This window comes from Nosocomiicoccus ampullae, assembly GCF_001696685.1.
In the GTDB taxonomy this organism is placed as follows: Bacteria; Bacillota; Bacilli; order Staphylococcales; family Salinicoccaceae; genus Nosocomiicoccus; species Nosocomiicoccus ampullae_A.
On the sequence record NZ_MBFG01000010.1, the window covers coordinates 89,519 to 106,506 of the forward strand.

At 36.9% G+C, this 16,988-nt stretch carries 18 protein-coding genes and 1 tRNA gene; 18 read left to right on the forward strand and 1 reads right to left on the reverse strand.

Annotation, left to right across the window (positions count from 1 at the left end):
• Window position 1: 1 nt before the first annotated feature.
• From BBS29_RS05520 to whiA, 6 genes are read left to right on the forward strand one after another with little or no spacing between them, the layout of a single operon-like run.
• Window positions 2-496 (forward strand): acyltransferase, encoded by a 495-nt coding sequence (locus BBS29_RS05520; RefSeq protein ID WP_068129876.1) that lies wholly within the window; start codon window positions 2-4, stop codon window positions 494-496.
• Complete coding sequence (locus BBS29_RS05525) at window positions 486-1,898, forward strand: tetratricopeptide repeat protein (protein ID WP_068129878.1); 1,413 nt, start codon at window positions 486-488, stop codon at window positions 1,896-1,898. The genes BBS29_RS05520 and BBS29_RS05525 overlap by 11 nt, the downstream gene beginning before the upstream one ends.
• A 60-nt stretch (window positions 1,899-1,958) precedes the next feature.
• Window positions 1,959-2,891, forward strand: a complete 933-nt coding sequence (gene trxB / locus BBS29_RS05530; protein ID WP_068129881.1) for a thioredoxin-disulfide reductase — start codon at window positions 1,959-1,961, stop codon at window positions 2,889-2,891.
• A 57-nt stretch (window positions 2,892-2,948) separates the two neighbouring features.
• A complete protein-coding gene (rapZ, locus tag BBS29_RS05535; RefSeq protein WP_257009089.1) occupies window positions 2,949-3,824 on the forward strand; it encodes an RNase adapter RapZ in 876 nt (291 codons plus the stop codon).
• On the forward strand, window positions 3,814-4,794 hold the full coding sequence (locus BBS29_RS05540; RefSeq protein ID WP_068129886.1) for a gluconeogenesis factor YvcK family protein: 981 nt from the start codon (window positions 3,814-3,816) through the stop codon (window positions 4,792-4,794). Before rapZ ends, BBS29_RS05540 begins: the two co-directional genes overlap by 11 nt.
• A 17-nt stretch (window positions 4,795-4,811) precedes the next feature.
• Complete coding sequence (gene whiA / locus BBS29_RS05545; protein WP_068129888.1) at window positions 4,812-5,756, forward strand: DNA-binding protein WhiA; 945 nt, start codon at window positions 4,812-4,814, stop codon at window positions 5,754-5,756.
• A 302-nt stretch (window positions 5,757-6,058) separates the two neighbouring features.
• Here the strand turns inward: whiA and clpP are convergent, their stop codons facing one another.
• Window positions 6,059-6,649 (reverse strand): ATP-dependent Clp endopeptidase proteolytic subunit ClpP, encoded by a 591-nt coding sequence (clpP, locus tag BBS29_RS05550; RefSeq protein WP_068129892.1) that lies wholly within the window; start codon window positions 6,647-6,649, stop codon window positions 6,059-6,061.
• A 97-nt stretch (window positions 6,650-6,746) separates the two neighbouring features.
• On the opposite strand from clpP, the gene BBS29_RS05555 reads away from it, so the two are divergent.
• The 12 genes from BBS29_RS05555 (at window position 6,747) to BBS29_RS05605 (ending at window position 16,984) form a co-directional block, all read left to right on the forward strand.
• Window positions 6,747-6,818: transfer RNA gene (locus tag BBS29_RS05555), tRNA-Arg, on the forward strand.
• Window positions 6,819-6,953: 135 nt separating this feature from the next.
• Window positions 6,954-8,111, forward strand: a complete 1,158-nt coding sequence (gene pgsB / locus BBS29_RS05560; protein ID WP_068129894.1) for a poly-gamma-glutamate synthase PgsB — start codon at window positions 6,954-6,956, stop codon at window positions 8,109-8,111.
• Complete coding sequence (pgsC, locus tag BBS29_RS05565) at window positions 8,108-8,572, forward strand: poly-gamma-glutamate biosynthesis protein PgsC (protein ID WP_068129896.1); 465 nt, start codon at window positions 8,108-8,110, stop codon at window positions 8,570-8,572. Before pgsB ends, pgsC begins: the two co-directional genes overlap by 4 nt.
• A gap of 15 nt (window positions 8,573-8,587) precedes the next feature.
• Window positions 8,588-9,583 (forward strand): CapA family protein, encoded by a 996-nt coding sequence (locus tag BBS29_RS05570; RefSeq protein ID WP_068129897.1) that lies wholly within the window; start codon window positions 8,588-8,590, stop codon window positions 9,581-9,583.
• Window positions 9,573-9,710 carry a hypothetical protein gene (locus BBS29_RS08365; protein ID WP_168161311.1) on the forward strand — a complete coding sequence of 46 codons (138 nt, stop codon included), beginning with the start codon at window positions 9,573-9,575 and terminating at the stop codon, window positions 9,708-9,710. Before BBS29_RS05570 ends, BBS29_RS08365 begins: the two co-directional genes overlap by 11 nt.
• Window positions 9,711-9,725: 15 nt before the next feature.
• Complete coding sequence (locus tag BBS29_RS05575; RefSeq protein WP_068129900.1) at window positions 9,726-11,279, forward strand: gamma-glutamyltransferase; 1,554 nt, start codon at window positions 9,726-9,728, stop codon at window positions 11,277-11,279.
• 64 nt (window positions 11,280-11,343) lie between these two features.
• On the forward strand, window positions 11,344-13,101 hold the full coding sequence (locus tag BBS29_RS05580; RefSeq protein ID WP_068129903.1) for a DUF2207 domain-containing protein: 1,758 nt from the start codon (window positions 11,344-11,346) through the stop codon (window positions 13,099-13,101).
• Between the two features lie 71 nt (window positions 13,102-13,172).
• On the forward strand, window positions 13,173-14,180 hold the full coding sequence (locus BBS29_RS05585) for an LCP family protein (RefSeq protein WP_084778871.1): 1,008 nt from the start codon (window positions 13,173-13,175) through the stop codon (window positions 14,178-14,180).
• 43 nt (window positions 14,181-14,223) lie between these two features.
• The gene (locus BBS29_RS05590; RefSeq protein ID WP_068129908.1) at window positions 14,224-15,012 is read left to right on the forward strand and encodes a threonine/serine exporter family protein; all 789 of its coding nucleotides are present in this window, start codon (window positions 14,224-14,226) and stop codon (window positions 15,010-15,012) included.
• Window positions 15,013-15,020: 8 nt separating this feature from the next.
• Window positions 15,021-15,476 (forward strand): threonine/serine exporter family protein, encoded by a 456-nt coding sequence (locus tag BBS29_RS05595; RefSeq protein ID WP_068129910.1) that lies wholly within the window; start codon window positions 15,021-15,023, stop codon window positions 15,474-15,476.
• Window positions 15,473-15,718 (forward strand): glutaredoxin family protein, encoded by a 246-nt coding sequence (locus tag BBS29_RS05600; RefSeq protein WP_068129914.1) that lies wholly within the window; start codon window positions 15,473-15,475, stop codon window positions 15,716-15,718. Before BBS29_RS05595 ends, BBS29_RS05600 begins: the two co-directional genes overlap by 4 nt.
• Window positions 15,719-15,796: 78 nt before the next feature.
• Window positions 15,797-16,984 carry a phosphoglycerate kinase gene (locus tag BBS29_RS05605; protein ID WP_068129918.1) on the forward strand — a complete coding sequence of 396 codons (1,188 nt, stop codon included), beginning with the start codon at window positions 15,797-15,799 and terminating at the stop codon, window positions 16,982-16,984.
• Window positions 16,985-16,988 lie beyond the last annotated feature (4 nt).

Here is a 16,988-nt window from a genome sequence, read left to right on the forward strand (position 1 = left end):
TATGCGTAAGCTCGAACGTTTTCCTTCAAAAAAAGAAAATCCGCTTTGGCGAATGTACCGTACGATTTCGTTTTTTAGAGTCGTTAAAAACTTCATCATTGTTGAAGCGGGAAGGTATTCCCCATCCACGAGAATGAAACATACACTGTATAAAACTGGACTCAATATGAAACTCGGTGACAAAGTAAGTTTTGCATATAAAGCGATGCCGGACTTATTTTATCCTGAAAATATTACAGTTGGTGAGAACTCGATTATCGGTTATAACGCGACGTTACTTACACACGAATATTTAGTCGATGAGTACCGTATCGGTTCTATTACAATCGGTAAAAATACGATGATCGGCGCGAACGTTACGGTGTTACCTGGTGTGACGATTGGTGACAACGTATTAGTCGGTGCTGGAAGTGTCGTCTCTAAAGATATTCCAGATAATAGTATCGCGTACGGTAATCCGTTAGTTATAAAGGAGAGAAGCGATATTGAAAAGTAAAATTATCTCGCTTCGTAACGACGGGAGGGTATACTACCGTCAAGCGATGAAGAAAAAGCATCACGGATCATATCGTGATGCTTTAAATCTTATGGAGCGAGCGTTAAATGAAAGTAAAGAACGCGAATATATGACGGAGTATGCGTATATACTCACGTTACTCGGTGAATACGATAGAGCAGAGCAGTTTATAATGACAGAGTTTGCAGCGTCTAATTTTGATACGACGTATTACTATGAATTATCTGAGATGAATGTGTTAATCGAAGATGCAAATAAAGGACTGTTATTTGGTATATTGTATGCGGAACTGCATAAGGATGATGATTATTACGACGATTTAATGGAAATGTTTACCGTTGAAGACTATAGCTACGATGAACTTCTAAAGGAAGCGAAAGAATTCGTCGGTCAATATATATTCCAGTCGTACTTTATGAGTGGTCAAATTGAAACATCACTCGATTATTTAGATGATATCGACTTTGACTTATCAAATAAACGTGAATTTAGAAATTTACGTGGGATGGCGTTACTCTTTTTAAATCGATTCGAAGAAGCAGAAGCGATATTAACAGAGCTATTAAAAGAAGACCAAACAGATATGCATGCGTTAAGTCATTTAACGTTGCTTTATTTTTATACGAATCGTCACGACTTATATGTAAAATTTTTACGTCATTTAGAAGTCGTCGAACCACTCGACGAAGACGACCGTTTAAAAGTTGGGCTCGTTTTAAACTTTTTAAAAAAGCATAAAGAAGCGTATCAATTACTTTATCCATTATATAAAAAGAAGTATATGGTCAATTTCCAGTTATTACATGCACTCAGTCAAGCCGCGTATAAAATTGGCGAAGTCGAAGAAGCAGAAATGTTTTGGAAAGAGATGCAGCTCTATCACCCACTCGATGAAATTCACAGTCCATGGCAAAAAGAACAAGCGGCTGAAACGTTAAATAAAATTATCGACGAGTATTTACAAAGTGATGATCCACATAAGCGCATACTCGGTTTATTCCGTACGAGTATTATTCGACCGGAAGATGTCATATTAGGGTCACCCGTATGGGATTTAATTGAACAATTTGGAAACTTTGAAAAGATGTACACGGCGTATATATTTAACAATTTTAAGTTTAAAAAGTTTGATATATTACATGAAGGACTTGAAGTGTTATCGATTGATTATCTCGATAGAGATGACATTTTACTCGGTTGGATTGACGCGATTACACATATCGACATTAGCGAGTTAAAAGAATCTGGGAAAACATATGCGTTAGCCTTTTTATATGTGTATTATAACGATGGCTTTACAGTAGAAACATTGTCAGAAAAGTATCAAGTTTATCCGCATAAATTAAAAAAAGCAATTGAAGATATTAAGCAGAATGAGTGACACACCTGGCTCATTTTAGATATAATATGAAAAGTATGTTACGAGTAAAGGAGAGTCATTATGTCAGAAGTAAAAGAGTATGATGTCGCGATTTTAGGGGCAGGTCCTGCGGGGATGACTGCTGCAGTATACGCTTCACGTGCAGAGTTAAAAACAGTAATGATCGAACGAGGTATGCCTGGTGGGCAAGTAGCAAGTACTGAAGACGTTGAAAACTTCCCAGGATTTTCTTTAATAACAGGCCCTGAATTATCATCAAAAATGTTTGAGCACTCAACGAAGTTTGGTGCAGAATATAAATATGGTGACGTTAAATCAGTTACATTAGACGGTAATTATAAATTGATCGACCTCGGTAGTGAGACGATCAAAGCAAAAGCAGTGATTATCGCAACAGGTACAGAGCATAAAAAAATCGGTGTACCTGGTGAAGAAGCGTTAGCAGGTAAAGGTGTCAGTTACTGTGCGGTATGTGACGGTGCGTTCTTTAAAGAGCGTCATTTAGTCGTTATCGGTGGTGGAGACTCAGCAGTAGAAGAAGGTATTTTCTTAACGAAATACGCAAGTAAAGTAACAGTCGTTCACCGTCGTGATACGTTACGTGCACAAAAAATTATTCAAGACCGTGCATTTAACAACGACAAAATGGAGTTCATATGGGACACTGAAATTCAGTCTATTAATGGAGACGGCGTCGTACAATCAGTGACGCTACTCGACAAAAATACAGGCGAAACGTACGACTATGAAGCAGACGGGGTATTTATTTACATCGGACTGCTCCCGTTAACTGAACCGTTTAAAGACCTCGGTATTTTAGACGAAGAAACAGGATATGTCACTTCGAACGAAGAAATGGAAACGAGTATTCCAGGAATCTTCGCAGCAGGAGACGTACGTGAAAAAACGTTACGTCAAATTGTCACTGCAACTGGAGACGGCAGTATCGCGGCACAAAATGCAAGCGAATATATCGAAACATTTACAGAATAGAATTTAAAAGATGGGACGCTCGTTCCATCTTTTTAAACGTAGATGGGAGGAATCCGAGTGAAAAACTTAATTATATTAACTGGGATGAGTGGTGCAGGTAAATCTATTGCATTAGAGTCTCTTGAAGACATGGGTTATTTTGCGATCGATAATTTACCCGTACCGTTATTACCGAAAATTGTAGAAATGATGCAGTCGACAAACGAAGATATGCATGACGTTGCGCTAAGTATCGACTTAAGAGATCGTATGTTTTTTAGTCAGTTCATTCCAGCGATCAACGATCTTATTTCAGTAAAAGGGATTCGCACACAAATCGTCTTTTTAGATGCGACAGATAATAAATTAATTAGTAGATACAAAGAGACGAGAAGAAGTCATCCGTTAAATGATAATGTATCATTATCTGAAGCGATAAAAAATGAGCGTAGTTTACTAGAAGACGTGAAAAAAGCGTCGACAATTATTATCGATACGACAGAAACATCTGCAAAAGAATTAAAAGAAAAGATTTACGACTACTTAAAATATGACCGCGATGAAAAGTTTACTATTAACGTGATGAGCTTTGGGTTTAAACATGAAATCCCTCAAGATGCAGACATTATGTATGACGTTAGATTTTTACCGAATCCGTATTATATCGAGTCACTTCGTCCGAAAACGGGACTCGACCAAGACGTCTATGATTACGTTATGAAGTTTAAAGATACAGAAATATTTTACGAGAAGTTAATCGATATCATTAATTTTTCACTCCCGTTATACGTAAAAGAAGGAAAATCTCAATTAAATATCGCAATTGGATGTACAGGTGGACAGCACCGTTCAGTTGCGATCGCAGAACGTATTTCTAATGATTTAAAAACTAAACATATGTATAAAATCAATACAATCCACAAAGAAACACATAGGCACCGCCATGAAGACTAATACAATCAACGTCGTTTTAATCGGTGGTGGAACGGGATTAAGTGTACTTGCGCGTGGGTTAAAAAATTATCCAATCGATATATCTGCAATCGTTACAGTCGCAGATGACGGTGGATCTACAGGAAAAATACGTTCTGAAATAGATATGCCAGCACCAGGAGATGTTAGAAACGTCCTCGCTGCACTAAGTGAATCTGAAGCTTTAATTAAAGATTTATTTACATATCGCTTTAACCGTGAAAAAATCAGCGGGCATAGTCTCGGGAATTTAATGCTCGCTGCGATGTATGATATGCAAGGAGATTTTTCAGTCGCGGTTGAAAAGCTATCCGAGATATTAAACGTCAAAGGTAAAGTGATTCCGAGCACAAACCGCTCCCCAAAACTCGTCGCGATAATGACCGACGGGACAAAATACGAGGGAGAAAGTTATATTCCAAAAGTTAAAAAGAAAATCGATCATATATATTTAAGCCCATCGGGTATTGAAGGTTCTAATACCGCAATAGAAGCGATTCAAAATGCAGACTTTATAATATATGGTCCGGGGAGTTTATATACGAGTATCATCCCAAACGTCTTACCGACGAGTATCAAAAAAGCACTACAAGAATCCCATGCAAATCAGATTTATATTAGTAATATCGTAGAGCAACCAGGAGAAACAAAATCGATGACAGCAGCGGACTGTGTCGATGCGATTCATAAACATATTGGAAAAGATGTCATCACACATGTTTTAGCAAGTGACGAAGATACAAAGCAACTCCTCTCACAACGTTATAAAGAAGAAGGTGTGAGTGCTGTTCTCGTTAGTAAAGACGAGTTACAAAAACGAGGAATCAATGTATATATATATGATAATATCGTCCAAAAAACAGAGGAAGGTATATTAAGACACGACTCGAAACAACTAGCTAAAAATATATATGAACTTGTACTCGAACTATTTGAAACGATAGAATATTGAAAGAGAGGTGAGTCAATATGTCGTTTGCCTCAGAAATGAAAGGTGAATTATGCCGAATAGAAGCGGATGAAAAATGTAGTAAAGAAGAACTGTCGGCAATTATAAAAATGAACGGTTCGATCGCAATATCAGAAGGAAAATGGATCATTAACATCCAAACCGAAAACGCAGCGATCGCAAGACGTATATTTAGACTTATTAAAGAGCTATATAAAATCGAACCAGAATTAGCAGTTAGAAGAAAAATGCAGTTAAAGAAAAATAACGTCTATATATGTAGAGTGAAAGAAAGCACAAGAGAAATATTAAGTGACCTAAATGTCATGCGTGACGGAGAAATTATACATGACGTCGAACTGTCGTCACTCACAGATGATGAATGTGTAAGAAGCTATTTAAGAGGCGCATTTTTAGCAGCAGGATCAGTCAACAACCCAGAAACATCATCCTATCATTTAGAAATCGCGTCACTCTATGAAGAACATGCCTACTCACTCATGAAACTAATGAACGAATACGAACTTAACGCAAAAGTCATCGATAGAAAACGTGGGTACATTACGTACTTAAAAGAAGCGGAGAAAATCTCAGACTTCTTAGGACTCGTCGGCGGACATCAAGCGATGCTAAAATTTGAAGACGTTAGAATACTAAGAGATATGAGAAACTCCGTCAACCGACTCGTCAACTGTGAAACAGCAAACTTAAACAAAACAATAAGTGCAGCGATGCGCCAAGTAGAAAACATCAAATACATCGACCAAGAAATTGGATTAGAAAAACTACCAGACCGATTACGAGAAATTGCGTACTTAAGAAGAGACAACCATGATATGAGTTTAAAAGAACTCGGAGAAAGCATCTCAACAGGACCGATAACAAAATCCGGCGTCAACCATCGACTACGTAAAATCGATGAGATTGCGGATAAATTGAGAAGCGGTCAAGATGTGAAGTTGTAGGGGATAATGCGATGATTTCTACGTGTTATTTACAAAAATGAGACTAGAATCTAAAAATATGTTAGATAAATGATTATATTTAACAAAAATGATCCTATATAACTAAAATATGTTAGATAAAACAATATATTTAACAAAAATGATCCTAAACTACCGAAATATGTTAGATAAATCATTATATCTAACAAAATCAAAAGAAAAGTGTTAAATAAACACGACGAGTAAAGTCATCTAATAATAATTACAAACAAAATAAATAAAAGAAGGGATTCAACGAAAGTTGAATCCCTTTTACCTTATACTTATTTAACTTTTTCTGGTTGTAACACATCATCGATTAAACCATACTCTTTAGCTTCTTCAGCTGTTAAGTAGTTGTCACGATCTGTGTCTTTTTCAATTCGTTCAAGTGGTTGACCTGTACGTTCTGCTAAAATTTTATTAAGCTTTTCACGTGTATTTAAAATGTGACGTGCAGCAATTTCAATTTCAGTCGCTTGACCTTGAGCACCACCTAATGGTTGGTGAATCATCACTTCAGCATTTGGTAATGCAAAACGTTTACCTTTAGTACCAGCAGCGAGTAAGAAAGAACCCATAGACGCTGCCATACCCATACAAATTGTTTGTACGTCTGGTTTAATATGTTGAATAGTATCGTAAATCGCCATACCAGCAGTCACACTACCACCTGGTGAGTTAATATATAAGTAAATATCCTTCTCAGCATCTTGTGCTTGTAAGAATAGTAACTGACTCACAACAGAGTTCGCGACATTATCATCAATCGCACTACCGATCATAATAATTCTATCCTTTAATAAACGAGAGTAAATATCATACGCACGTTCACCGCGGTTAGTTGATTCAATTACTGTAGGTATTAAGTTCATAAAAAATCCTCCTGTATATACATATCGTAACTTTATTAAAACATATTAGTCAAACAAGGTCAAAAGATATACTTGTTTATGTTATAATACAATTGTTGCCCTCGTGGTGTAATGGATAACACATGAGATTCCGGTTCTCATACTGGGGGTTCGATTCCTCTCGGGGGCGTTTTTTTAATTGAATAATTGATGTGTGGATCACTTTTAGCTGTTTTATTTATTGTTCTTCGAACTTTACATAAGATTTACGTTATCTTTACCTTTGATTGCTAGAATTAGGGGATAACAGCTAGAGGTGATTTTTTTGTATTTAATTATTGGGTTAACTATTATTTTTTTAGTACTCGGTATGTTAGATAAATATTTACATAATAGACGCTTAAAAAGGGTGCCTCTTAGAATTAATATTAACGGAGTTAGAGGCAAGTCAACGATTACGCGTTTAACATATAGTATTTTAAGAGAAGCAGGACATAAGGTCGTTGGTAAAACGACAGGTACAGATGCACGGTTATTATATTGGTATCAAAATGAGGAGATTCCAATTATACGTAAACCTCAAGGTGCGAATATTGGTGAGCAAAGAGAGATTATTAGTAAAACTGTGAAGTCTGGTGCAAAAGCGATTGTGAATGAGTGTATGGCAGTGAATCCGGATTATCAGAAAGTATTTCAGCAAGACTTGTTAAAAGCAAATGTCGGTGCGATTGTGAACGTTATGGAGGACCATATGGATGTATTAGGACCGACGTTAGATGAGGTTGCAGAGTCATTTGTCGCAACGATTCCAAATAACGGTCATTTAGTCGTGCTGAAAGGTCATTATGAAGAATTGTTTAAAAAAGAAGCAGAAAAAAGAAATACTGAAATCATTATTGCTGATCCGTCAGAAGTTTCTGAGGAATATTTAAAGGAGTTTCCGTATTTAATATTCGCTGAAAACGTTGCGATTGCACTCGGTATTTCTAGAGTGATCGGAATTGATGACGATATTGCTTTTAGAGGGATGTTAAAAGCACCACCAGACTCTGGAGCAGTTGATATTGTGTCTTACGTGTCAAATGGGACGAACAATATATTTGTAAATGCATTCGCAGCGAATGAGCCGACATCGTCGATGGCAATACTAAAGAAAATTGAAGCATCCGGATATGAGTATGAGTCGAAAGTGTTATTACTGAATTGCAGATCGGACAGAGTGGACCGGACGAGACAATTCGTTGAAGACTTTTTACCGAATGTACAGTTTGATGCACTCATTTGTACAGGAAAATCCACACAGATGGTAACCGATTTTATGAAACATAGAAATGAAACATATATTAACTTAGAAGGTAAAAGCAATGAGGACGTATTAAACGAGATATTAAACATATCAAGAAACGTCCTATTATTTTGTGTCGGTAACATTCACGGACCAGGTAAAACAATTATTCAGTATATGGAGGATTTAAAAGAATGATTGGTACAGAACTCTATTTTTCACTGTTTACAGGGGTACTATTAAGTTTACTGTTTGCCGAAAGATTTGGTATAAGTCCAGCAGGGCTAGTCGTTCCAGGATACCTCGCACTAATATTTGACCAGCCAGTCATGTTATTTTCGATTCTTATTATTAGTTGTTTGACATATATCATTGTCGACAAAATACTCAGCAAGATCATTATTTTGTATGGTAGAAGAAAATTCTCAGCGATGATCTTAACTGCGATGGTCTTAAAATTTATATTTGATGCGTCGTTCCCGTATGCACCGATACCATATGACATGATTGAAATTACAGGGATAGGTATGGTCATCCCTGGTATTATCGCAAATACAATCCAAAGACAAGGTGTAGTCATTACGTTATCATCATCGCTATTCGTTACACTTTTAACGTATGCTCTCTTAAATGTGTATAACTACGTTGTATTACTATAGTTAGGTGATTTAATAATGAAAAAACTAACACTTCAAGAAAAAATATTAAAATATATCAAACATAATAAACGTTCTAACTTAATGATTGTACTAGTAATGCTAGTCATTAGCGTTATAAGTATATATTTTGTGAATAGAACATATACACCGATCGAAGTAGAGAGTTTTGAAACAGAGAACAGTCCGACTATTTTCTACACGGGTAATTTATATTTACAAGAATATAACGACATATTTGAGTCCGAGCACTTTTTAACAAGTTTACAGGGTCCCTTATTAGAAAATGAATTATCATTTACAAATGTCGTGTTAGACAAACGAGTAAAGAATAAGAATGAACAAATTAACGAGATACAAGACAACTACTTTACGGATTTAACATTTTTTAATAAAAATGTACCGTATGTTGACCTCGTCGATGTCGAAAGAAATATAGGACTATCATTAGAAAATCCGAGTCTTGAAGACGTCGTTGAATATAATGTTGGAGAAAAGAAAATATCGTTTTTATCGTTTGTAGATAAGAGTTCAAAATTTATATCGAGTGAAATACCACAAATTAACCATGAATTAGAACCGAGTTTCTTTTTACCGAAAATTCAGCAGCTAGATAATGATAGTGATTTAATTATAGTGAGTGTTACTTGGGGGATACCGAACGAACGTGAAGTGACTACAAGACAAAGAGAACTCGCACACGCGTTATCTGACGCAGGCGTCGATATTATTATCGGTAATAATAGCGTCGTTCAAGAAATTGAGAAATATAACGATACAGTTATCTTTTATAGTTTAGGAAACTTAGTGTCAAACGATTATATTTCAAACTATAAAAAGAGTATCGTCGTTCAGCACGATATAGAAAGCAATCAATTTAAAATCACACCTGTACAATATAAACACGGCACATTAACTAAAAACAATTTAAATTTCTTTGAGCAAAAAACGTTGTTCCAACAAATGCCGACACACACTTCATATAAGGATGGGGAGTTTTATTTTGAACAGTAAAAAGGTACTCATTTGGATTTTACTTATCGTCGTTGTCTGTTCAATGTATATTGCGATGTTTGTTAAGCAAAATGATGAACAGATAAGTGAATCTGAACGAAAAATTATCGAATACTATACTAAATAAGTGGCGGTCATTATAATGAAAAAATATTTCCCTTTAATTGCATTAATATTATTGTTACTGACATCAGTCGCAATATATATGGTGAAAAATAATCGAGATATGATTTCTTTAGAAAAAGACAGTTTTAAAAATGAAAAGAATGAATCGTACTCCGTAACGTCAAGTGACTACCGAGCAAGCGAAGTCGGGCAAAAGATAATCGCAGACGGTGGGAACGCTGCAGATGCTGCGATAGGTGTTGCGTTTGCCTTAGCTATCGTCGAGCCGTATGCTTCGGGACTTGGCGGTGGTGGAGCGTTATTATATTACGATGATCAAATGGACGCACCCGATGAAATCAAATATCAGAGTATATCATCGAGCGTATATGAAAAGGGTGATTTAATCGGGGTTCCTGGACTCGTTAGAGGAATGGATTACTTACAAAAAGAGTATGGCAGTATGAAAATGGAAGAAATTTTAGATTATGTCATACCTTTAGCAGAAGACGGAATTACAGTCGATGCAAGATTTGCACAAAACCTCGCGCTATATAAAGAATATAATGACTTAGACAGTCCATTTTATAAAAACGGTGAACCAGTAGCTAGTGGTGAAAAAATCACTCAACCGGAACTTGCAGACACTTTACAATACATTCAAGCATATGGTGTCGATGCATTTTACGAAATGCTTGGTGAGAGTATGGCTGAAGAGTTTGAGCGTTTTAATGTCGAAGATTTTACGAATTATACTGCGACTAAAGGTGACGTATTAAGTATGGACTACCAAGGATCTACAGTATACACGCCGAGTAGCCCGCTCGGTGGTGTGTTTACATTACAAGCATTAGCGATTGACGAAATACTACGTGAGGAAGACGGTGCGTCTTATAACTTTATACAATCCGTAAGTGATGCGAGAGATATTATGATGATTAACCGAGATATCGTGAGCGATATGGACGGTGATAGAATGCAGTATTTAGACAGATACTATATTGAGAATGAACTGTATCAATTAAATGATGTCGAGAGCGTCGAATATGAAGAAAATATTAATAACAACACCACACACTTTGTCGTCGTCGACAAAGAAGGACGTATGATTAGTGCAACGAATACGTTAAATAGATATTTTGGATCAGGTAAATATAGTAGTTTAGGATTTTACTTAAATAACTCTTTAGACAATTTTTCAAAAGATCCGATGAGTCCAAACTTCGGTGAACCAAACAAAACACCAAGATCATATACGAGTCCAACAATTATTGTGAATGACGATGGCTATATCGGTATCGGTACACCAGGTGGAAATATGATACCGACGGTCATATCACAAATTATCATTCAGTACTTTAATAACGATATGACATTAAAGTCAGCCATCAACCAAGGGCGATTATTTAAATCTAACGATCAAATTTATTACGAAGATTTTGCACAATTTGAATTGCTAGGTAATATTGATGAACTCGATTCGCCGATTAGAAAAATTAGTTCACCGAATGAATTCGGTAATATTCAGTCCGTCATTTATGACCGTGAAACTAAAGAAAGTCACAGATATTATGACCGAAACAATCGATAAAGAAGGCGAAACGCCTTCTTTTTTTGTTACAATTAAACATAATAAAAGAGAGTAGGCGATTAAAATGCGATATATAAAAGGAATTATATTAGTTCTAATGTTAATGCTCGTAACGTTTAATGTGGCGAATGCGAATGAAATCCAGTCGATCGATATTCACTTAAATATTAAAAAAGACGGTTCAGTTGAAGTCACAGAAACGCGTCATCAAAATATGGACGAAGGTACAGAGAACTTTATCGTCTTTAAAGATAGCGATATGCAAGGGACGACAGTTGAAAACTTCTCTGTTGACGGTATGACACTTGAAGAAAACTGGGATAGTGAAGCGAGCCGTGAAGAGAAAGCAGGCAAGTACGGAATTTTAGAAACAAATGAGGGGTTCGACCTCGTTTGGGGGATCGGTGAATACGGTAGAGAGACGTATACAGTTCGTTATACACTGACGAATCTCGTACATAATTTAGACGACGGACAAGCGCTATACTGGGATTTTAATACGTTTACTGGGTTACCGACAGACAAAATGACAATGACGATTTCTACGTTTGAACCGTTCAATGAAGACAACGTTCGTTTTTACGGATTCGGTATCGTTGGAGATATGAATTATAACGGGGATAATATTGTGTGGGAATCGACTGAAGCGATGGATAAAAGTAATTATGCAACGGTCTTACTACTATTTAACCCGAATATGTATTCAGCAACAATCAGCGACAACAAGACGCTAGAGTCATTAAAAGAACAAGCTCTTCATAACTCAAATTACTCAGAAGACGGCACGACGGAAGGCCCAAAAGAACCAAAGTTCTCTAAAATCTTTGACTATGTAGGAATGCTAATCGGGCTTATGTTCGTTGGTGGATTTAGTTATTTCTTATATATACTAGTATCCACACTAAGTAATATAGAACGTGTTACAGGGATATCAAATATTAAACGTCAGTTAAAACATGTTACGTCTGACGTACCACCTAAAGGTATCGATGATTATGCAGGTTTTTCTCTTATCTTTGGAAATCTCGGGTACTCGTATTTTAATCATTTAATTTCAGCATATTTAATAGAATGGCAACGTGACGGAAGAATTGATATCGAGTTTGAAGATGACGGTAAACGTATTGACAAAAGAAACACAGTCATCACAATTAACGACTTCGATAACGTTCAAAAGACGTATGGTGGCTACTTTAAAGAAGCAGTAAAGAAAGTTAAAGATAAAACGTTTAACGAAGATTATGAATTACTCGTTTGGTTAATGTTTGTCGATGCGGTAAAAGATGATAATAAGATCACGAAAAAACAATTAAAAAGATGGTTTAGAAAAAACAAAAATGATGTCAAAAAAGTGAACGGGTATTTAAAAGAGTATTCAAAAGAATATTTACTCGAACATGGATACATGACCTCGACGAAAAAGAAAAGGTTATTTATTAAGACAGAAACACTGAAGCCAACTGAAAAAGGTAGAGCATTTATTGAAGAGTGTGTGAAATATCATAATTATTTAAAAGAAGAAGATGAACTCGAATGGGTGAATCGTATGAAAGTAAATGAAATAAGTTTAGAAGAACTCGTCTATGTGTATTTACTCGGTTTATCTGAAGAGACCGGAAAACGTATAAAAAAGCATGACTTCGATCGCTCTAACATACGTAACCTAAATTATCTTCATTATTTCTATTTAGTAAATAACACGTCAGGTACAGTAGATTCTGCACTATCTAGTGGCTCTATGTCATCATCCGGAATGGGTGGCTCTACTGGAATGGGAGGTGGCATGGGCGCCGGAGGCGGCGGAGGTGGTGGTGCAAGATAGCACCACTTTAGTATAAGAGCGTTAAAAATCATGCTATAATGGTGATGATTTTTATAGAAAGAGGCAACACTATGTCAGAATTTAGTAGAGTCGATCGTCTTAAAAACGAAGAGCGTGAGACTCCTATAGTTAAAGATAATAAACCACAAAAACCTAAAAAGAAACGTAAAACTTTTAAACGAATTATACTAGTTTTACTCGCTTTACTGATAATATTTGCAGTGTTTTCTATATATAAGTTATTTAGTTTAAGCGATGATATCCACGCACCTTTAAATCGCGATACGTCATCGTATCGTAACAGTCCAGTCAGTCATTTGTCTGGCGACCCAATTTCAGTCGTTATTTTTGGTGTCGATTCAGACAGTGAACGCGGACTATCTGGCGGTGAACGCAGTGACGCGATTATGCTACTTTCAATTAATCCGAAGAAAAAAACGACGATGATGGTCAGTATCCCAAGGGACACTCGAACTGAAATCGTCGGTTACGGAACGGTTGAAAAAATCAACCATGCGTATGCATACGGTGGGCCGGATATGGCTGTCGACACAGTAGAAAACTTTATGGGAGCACCAGTTGACCATTACGTCGCGATGAATATGGATAGCGTCAAGTTATTAATTGATAGTGTCGGAGGCGTTAAAGTAAAAAGTAACGGCACGTTTACTGTAAAAGGGATCGAGTTCGTTGAAGGTGAGACGTATCATATGGACGGAGATACGGCACTTAAATTTATTCGAAGCAGATACGAAGAAGGATCTGGTGGGGATAATGGCCGTCAAGAACGTCAACAGCTCGTCTTAGAGTCACTCGCAACTAAAATGTTAAGTCCAAGCGGTCTACTTCACATGAACACAGTGTTTGATACGTTAGGAGATAACGTCAAAACAGATTTATCTTCTAGAGAAATTAGTTTAATGGCACTTCGTTATTACGGAGCGAAAAACAATATTGAAAAGTATCAACTAGAAGGCGAAGATGTCGTTTTAGAAGACGGGTTATGGTACTTTATCCCAAATACAGAAAGTTTTTATGACATACAATCTAAGTATTTAGAAAATCTAGAGTTACAATAAAGCGTGGAATCACGCTTTATTTTTATATAAAAGAGGTGACACGATGTTAGACGTATTAGAAGAAGTCGAACGCCCCGATAGTAGTCTCAGTTTAAGGTACGTGCGTGACGTGTTCTTTGTGACGTTAAATGCAGGGAAAATGTTACTTGAAAATGGTGCAGAGACGTACCGAGTCGAAGACACGATGGAGCGTATCGCAAAACATTACGGGGTTGAAAACGTTCAAGTATTCGTAGCAACGACTGTAATTATATTGTCGATGAACGACTACGGATTATCTCAACAAATCCGAATTTTAACACGTAACAACAATTTAGAAAAAGTCGTCAATATAAACGAATTATCACGACAAATAATTACAAATGGGATGACGATTCAAGAAGCTAAAAACGCACTAGATGATATTAGCGCTTCAAGAACGTTCCCATTATGGATGGTCGTATTATTTGGTGGAGTCGCTGCGTCGATGTTCTTGTTTATGTTTAACGGATCGATTAAAGACTTGCCGATGACATTACTCGCTGGTGCTTTAGGTGTGTTTGTCACCGAATGGATTCAGCGCTATACAAAAATTAAGTTTTTTACAGAAATACTTGCGGCGTTTTTAATCGCGCTATTTGCGCTTGTTTATGTGAGGTATAGCTTCGGAGTTAATATTGACTCGATTATTATCGCGTCAGTGATGCCACTTGTACCTGGGGTACCGATCACAAACGCACTTCGTGAATTAATACGTGGACACTTTTTAGCAGGGACAATGAAAGGCGTTGAAGCAGGTCTTACTGCTATTGCGATCGGTGCCGGTGTTGGAACGGTATTTCTCATATTTTAGGAGGTGAAATGAGTATGGTGTTTCTCGCACAATTTTTATTAAGTTTCTTTGCGTCATTTAGTTTCGGAATTATCTTTAACATACCGAGACGTCACCTCGTTGCGAGTGGAGTCACAGGAGCACTCGGGTGGGTCATGTATTACTTTTTAAGTCAGACGATTGGTATCGAACCACTCATTTCAAACTTCGTTGCCGCAATTACGATGACGAGTACAGCGATATTTTTTACGAAACGACTTCAAGCGCCACTTATCGTATTTGTAACGTGCGGACTTATACCGTTAGTTCCTGGAGGTAAAGCGTACGAATCCGTACGTGCCGTCGTAGAAAATGATAATTTAGCTGCATTAGATTCAGGATTTCAAGCGGCACTTATCGCATTATCAATTGCGATGGGAATCATCATAACTGAAATGATGTATGAACTATTTAATATTATAAAAAGAAAGGTCACAAACCGATGAAACTCGTATTATATACTTCACCAAACTGTAAGCTATGTGAAGATGCGAAGCTCCAATTAAATATAGCGTTAGAATCATTTAAAGACGTTGAAGTGAGTGAAGTCGATATTACGTCAGACGACACGTTACATGAACAATTTTTAATTCGTGTACCAGTTGTGATGCATGAAGAAGAAGTCGTACAAGAGGGGATTATCGACTTTTTTACGATTCATGAATATGTTGAAAGGGCGAAACAGTGATTCATCCCTTAACCGTTTAAAATAAATGTAAATAACGATATAATTAAGAGAGTGTATATTTTTATTTGGAGGATCTCAATGAAACAGACAATTAAGGATGTAGAATTTAAAGGAAAGACAGTACTCGTACGTGCGGATTTTAACGTACCGTTACAAGACGGTGAAATTACGAACGACAAGCGTATTAAAGCAGCACTACCGACGATACAATACATCATAGACGCAGGTGGTAAAGTCATCTTATTCTCACATTTAGGACGTGTAAAGACAGAAGAAGACTTAGAAGAGTTATCGCTATTACCAGTTGCGAAACGTTTAAGCGAACTGTTAGATAAAGACGTATTCTTTGTCAACGCGACGCGCGGTGAAGAATTAGAATCTTCGATTGAAGACTTAAACGAAGGAGACGTGTTACTCGTAGAGAACACGCGCTTTGAAGATTTAGACGGTAAAAAAGAAAGTAAAAACGATCCAGAGCTCGGTAAATATTGGGCGTCACTCGGGGATGTGTTTGTTAACGACGCATTCGGAACAGCACATAGATCTCACGCATCAAACGTTGGGATTTCTGAACATTTACCTGCTGTGTCAGGATTTTTAATCGAAAAAGAAATCGACTTCTTAGGTGAAGCGGTATTAAATCCAAAACGTCCACTCGTTGCGATTTTAGGTGGCGCAAAAGTGTCAGATAAAATAACGGTAATCGAAAGCTTACTTGAAAAAGCAGATAAAATTCTAATCGGTGGCGGAATGGCGAACACGTTTTTACGTGCTCAAGGCTATGACACTGGAAAGTCACTCGTTGAAGAAGATAAACTCGATCTCGCAAAATCTCTTCTTGAAAAAGGGAAAGATAAGCTCGTATTACCGGTTGACGTCGTTGCAGCTAAAGAATTTAGTAACGACAGTGAGCACGCTGTAAGAGACGCTTCAGAGATTGAAGCAGATGAAATGGCATTAGACGTTGGTCCAAAAACAGTAGAATTGTTTGAAGAAGTTCTAAAGGACGCGAAAACAGTCGTATGGAACGGACCGATGGGTGTGTTTGAAATGTCTAATTTCGCACAAGGTACGATTAAAGTATGTGAATCACTTGCGAAATTAGAAGACGCAATTACGATTATCGGTGGTGGAGACTCTGCAACAGCAGCTGAACAGCTCGGCTTTGAAGAAGACTTCTCACACATTTCTACAGGTGGCGGAGCGTCACTCGAATTTTTAGAAGGTAAAGAATTACCAGGAATTAAAGCATTAAATGATAAGTAAGGAG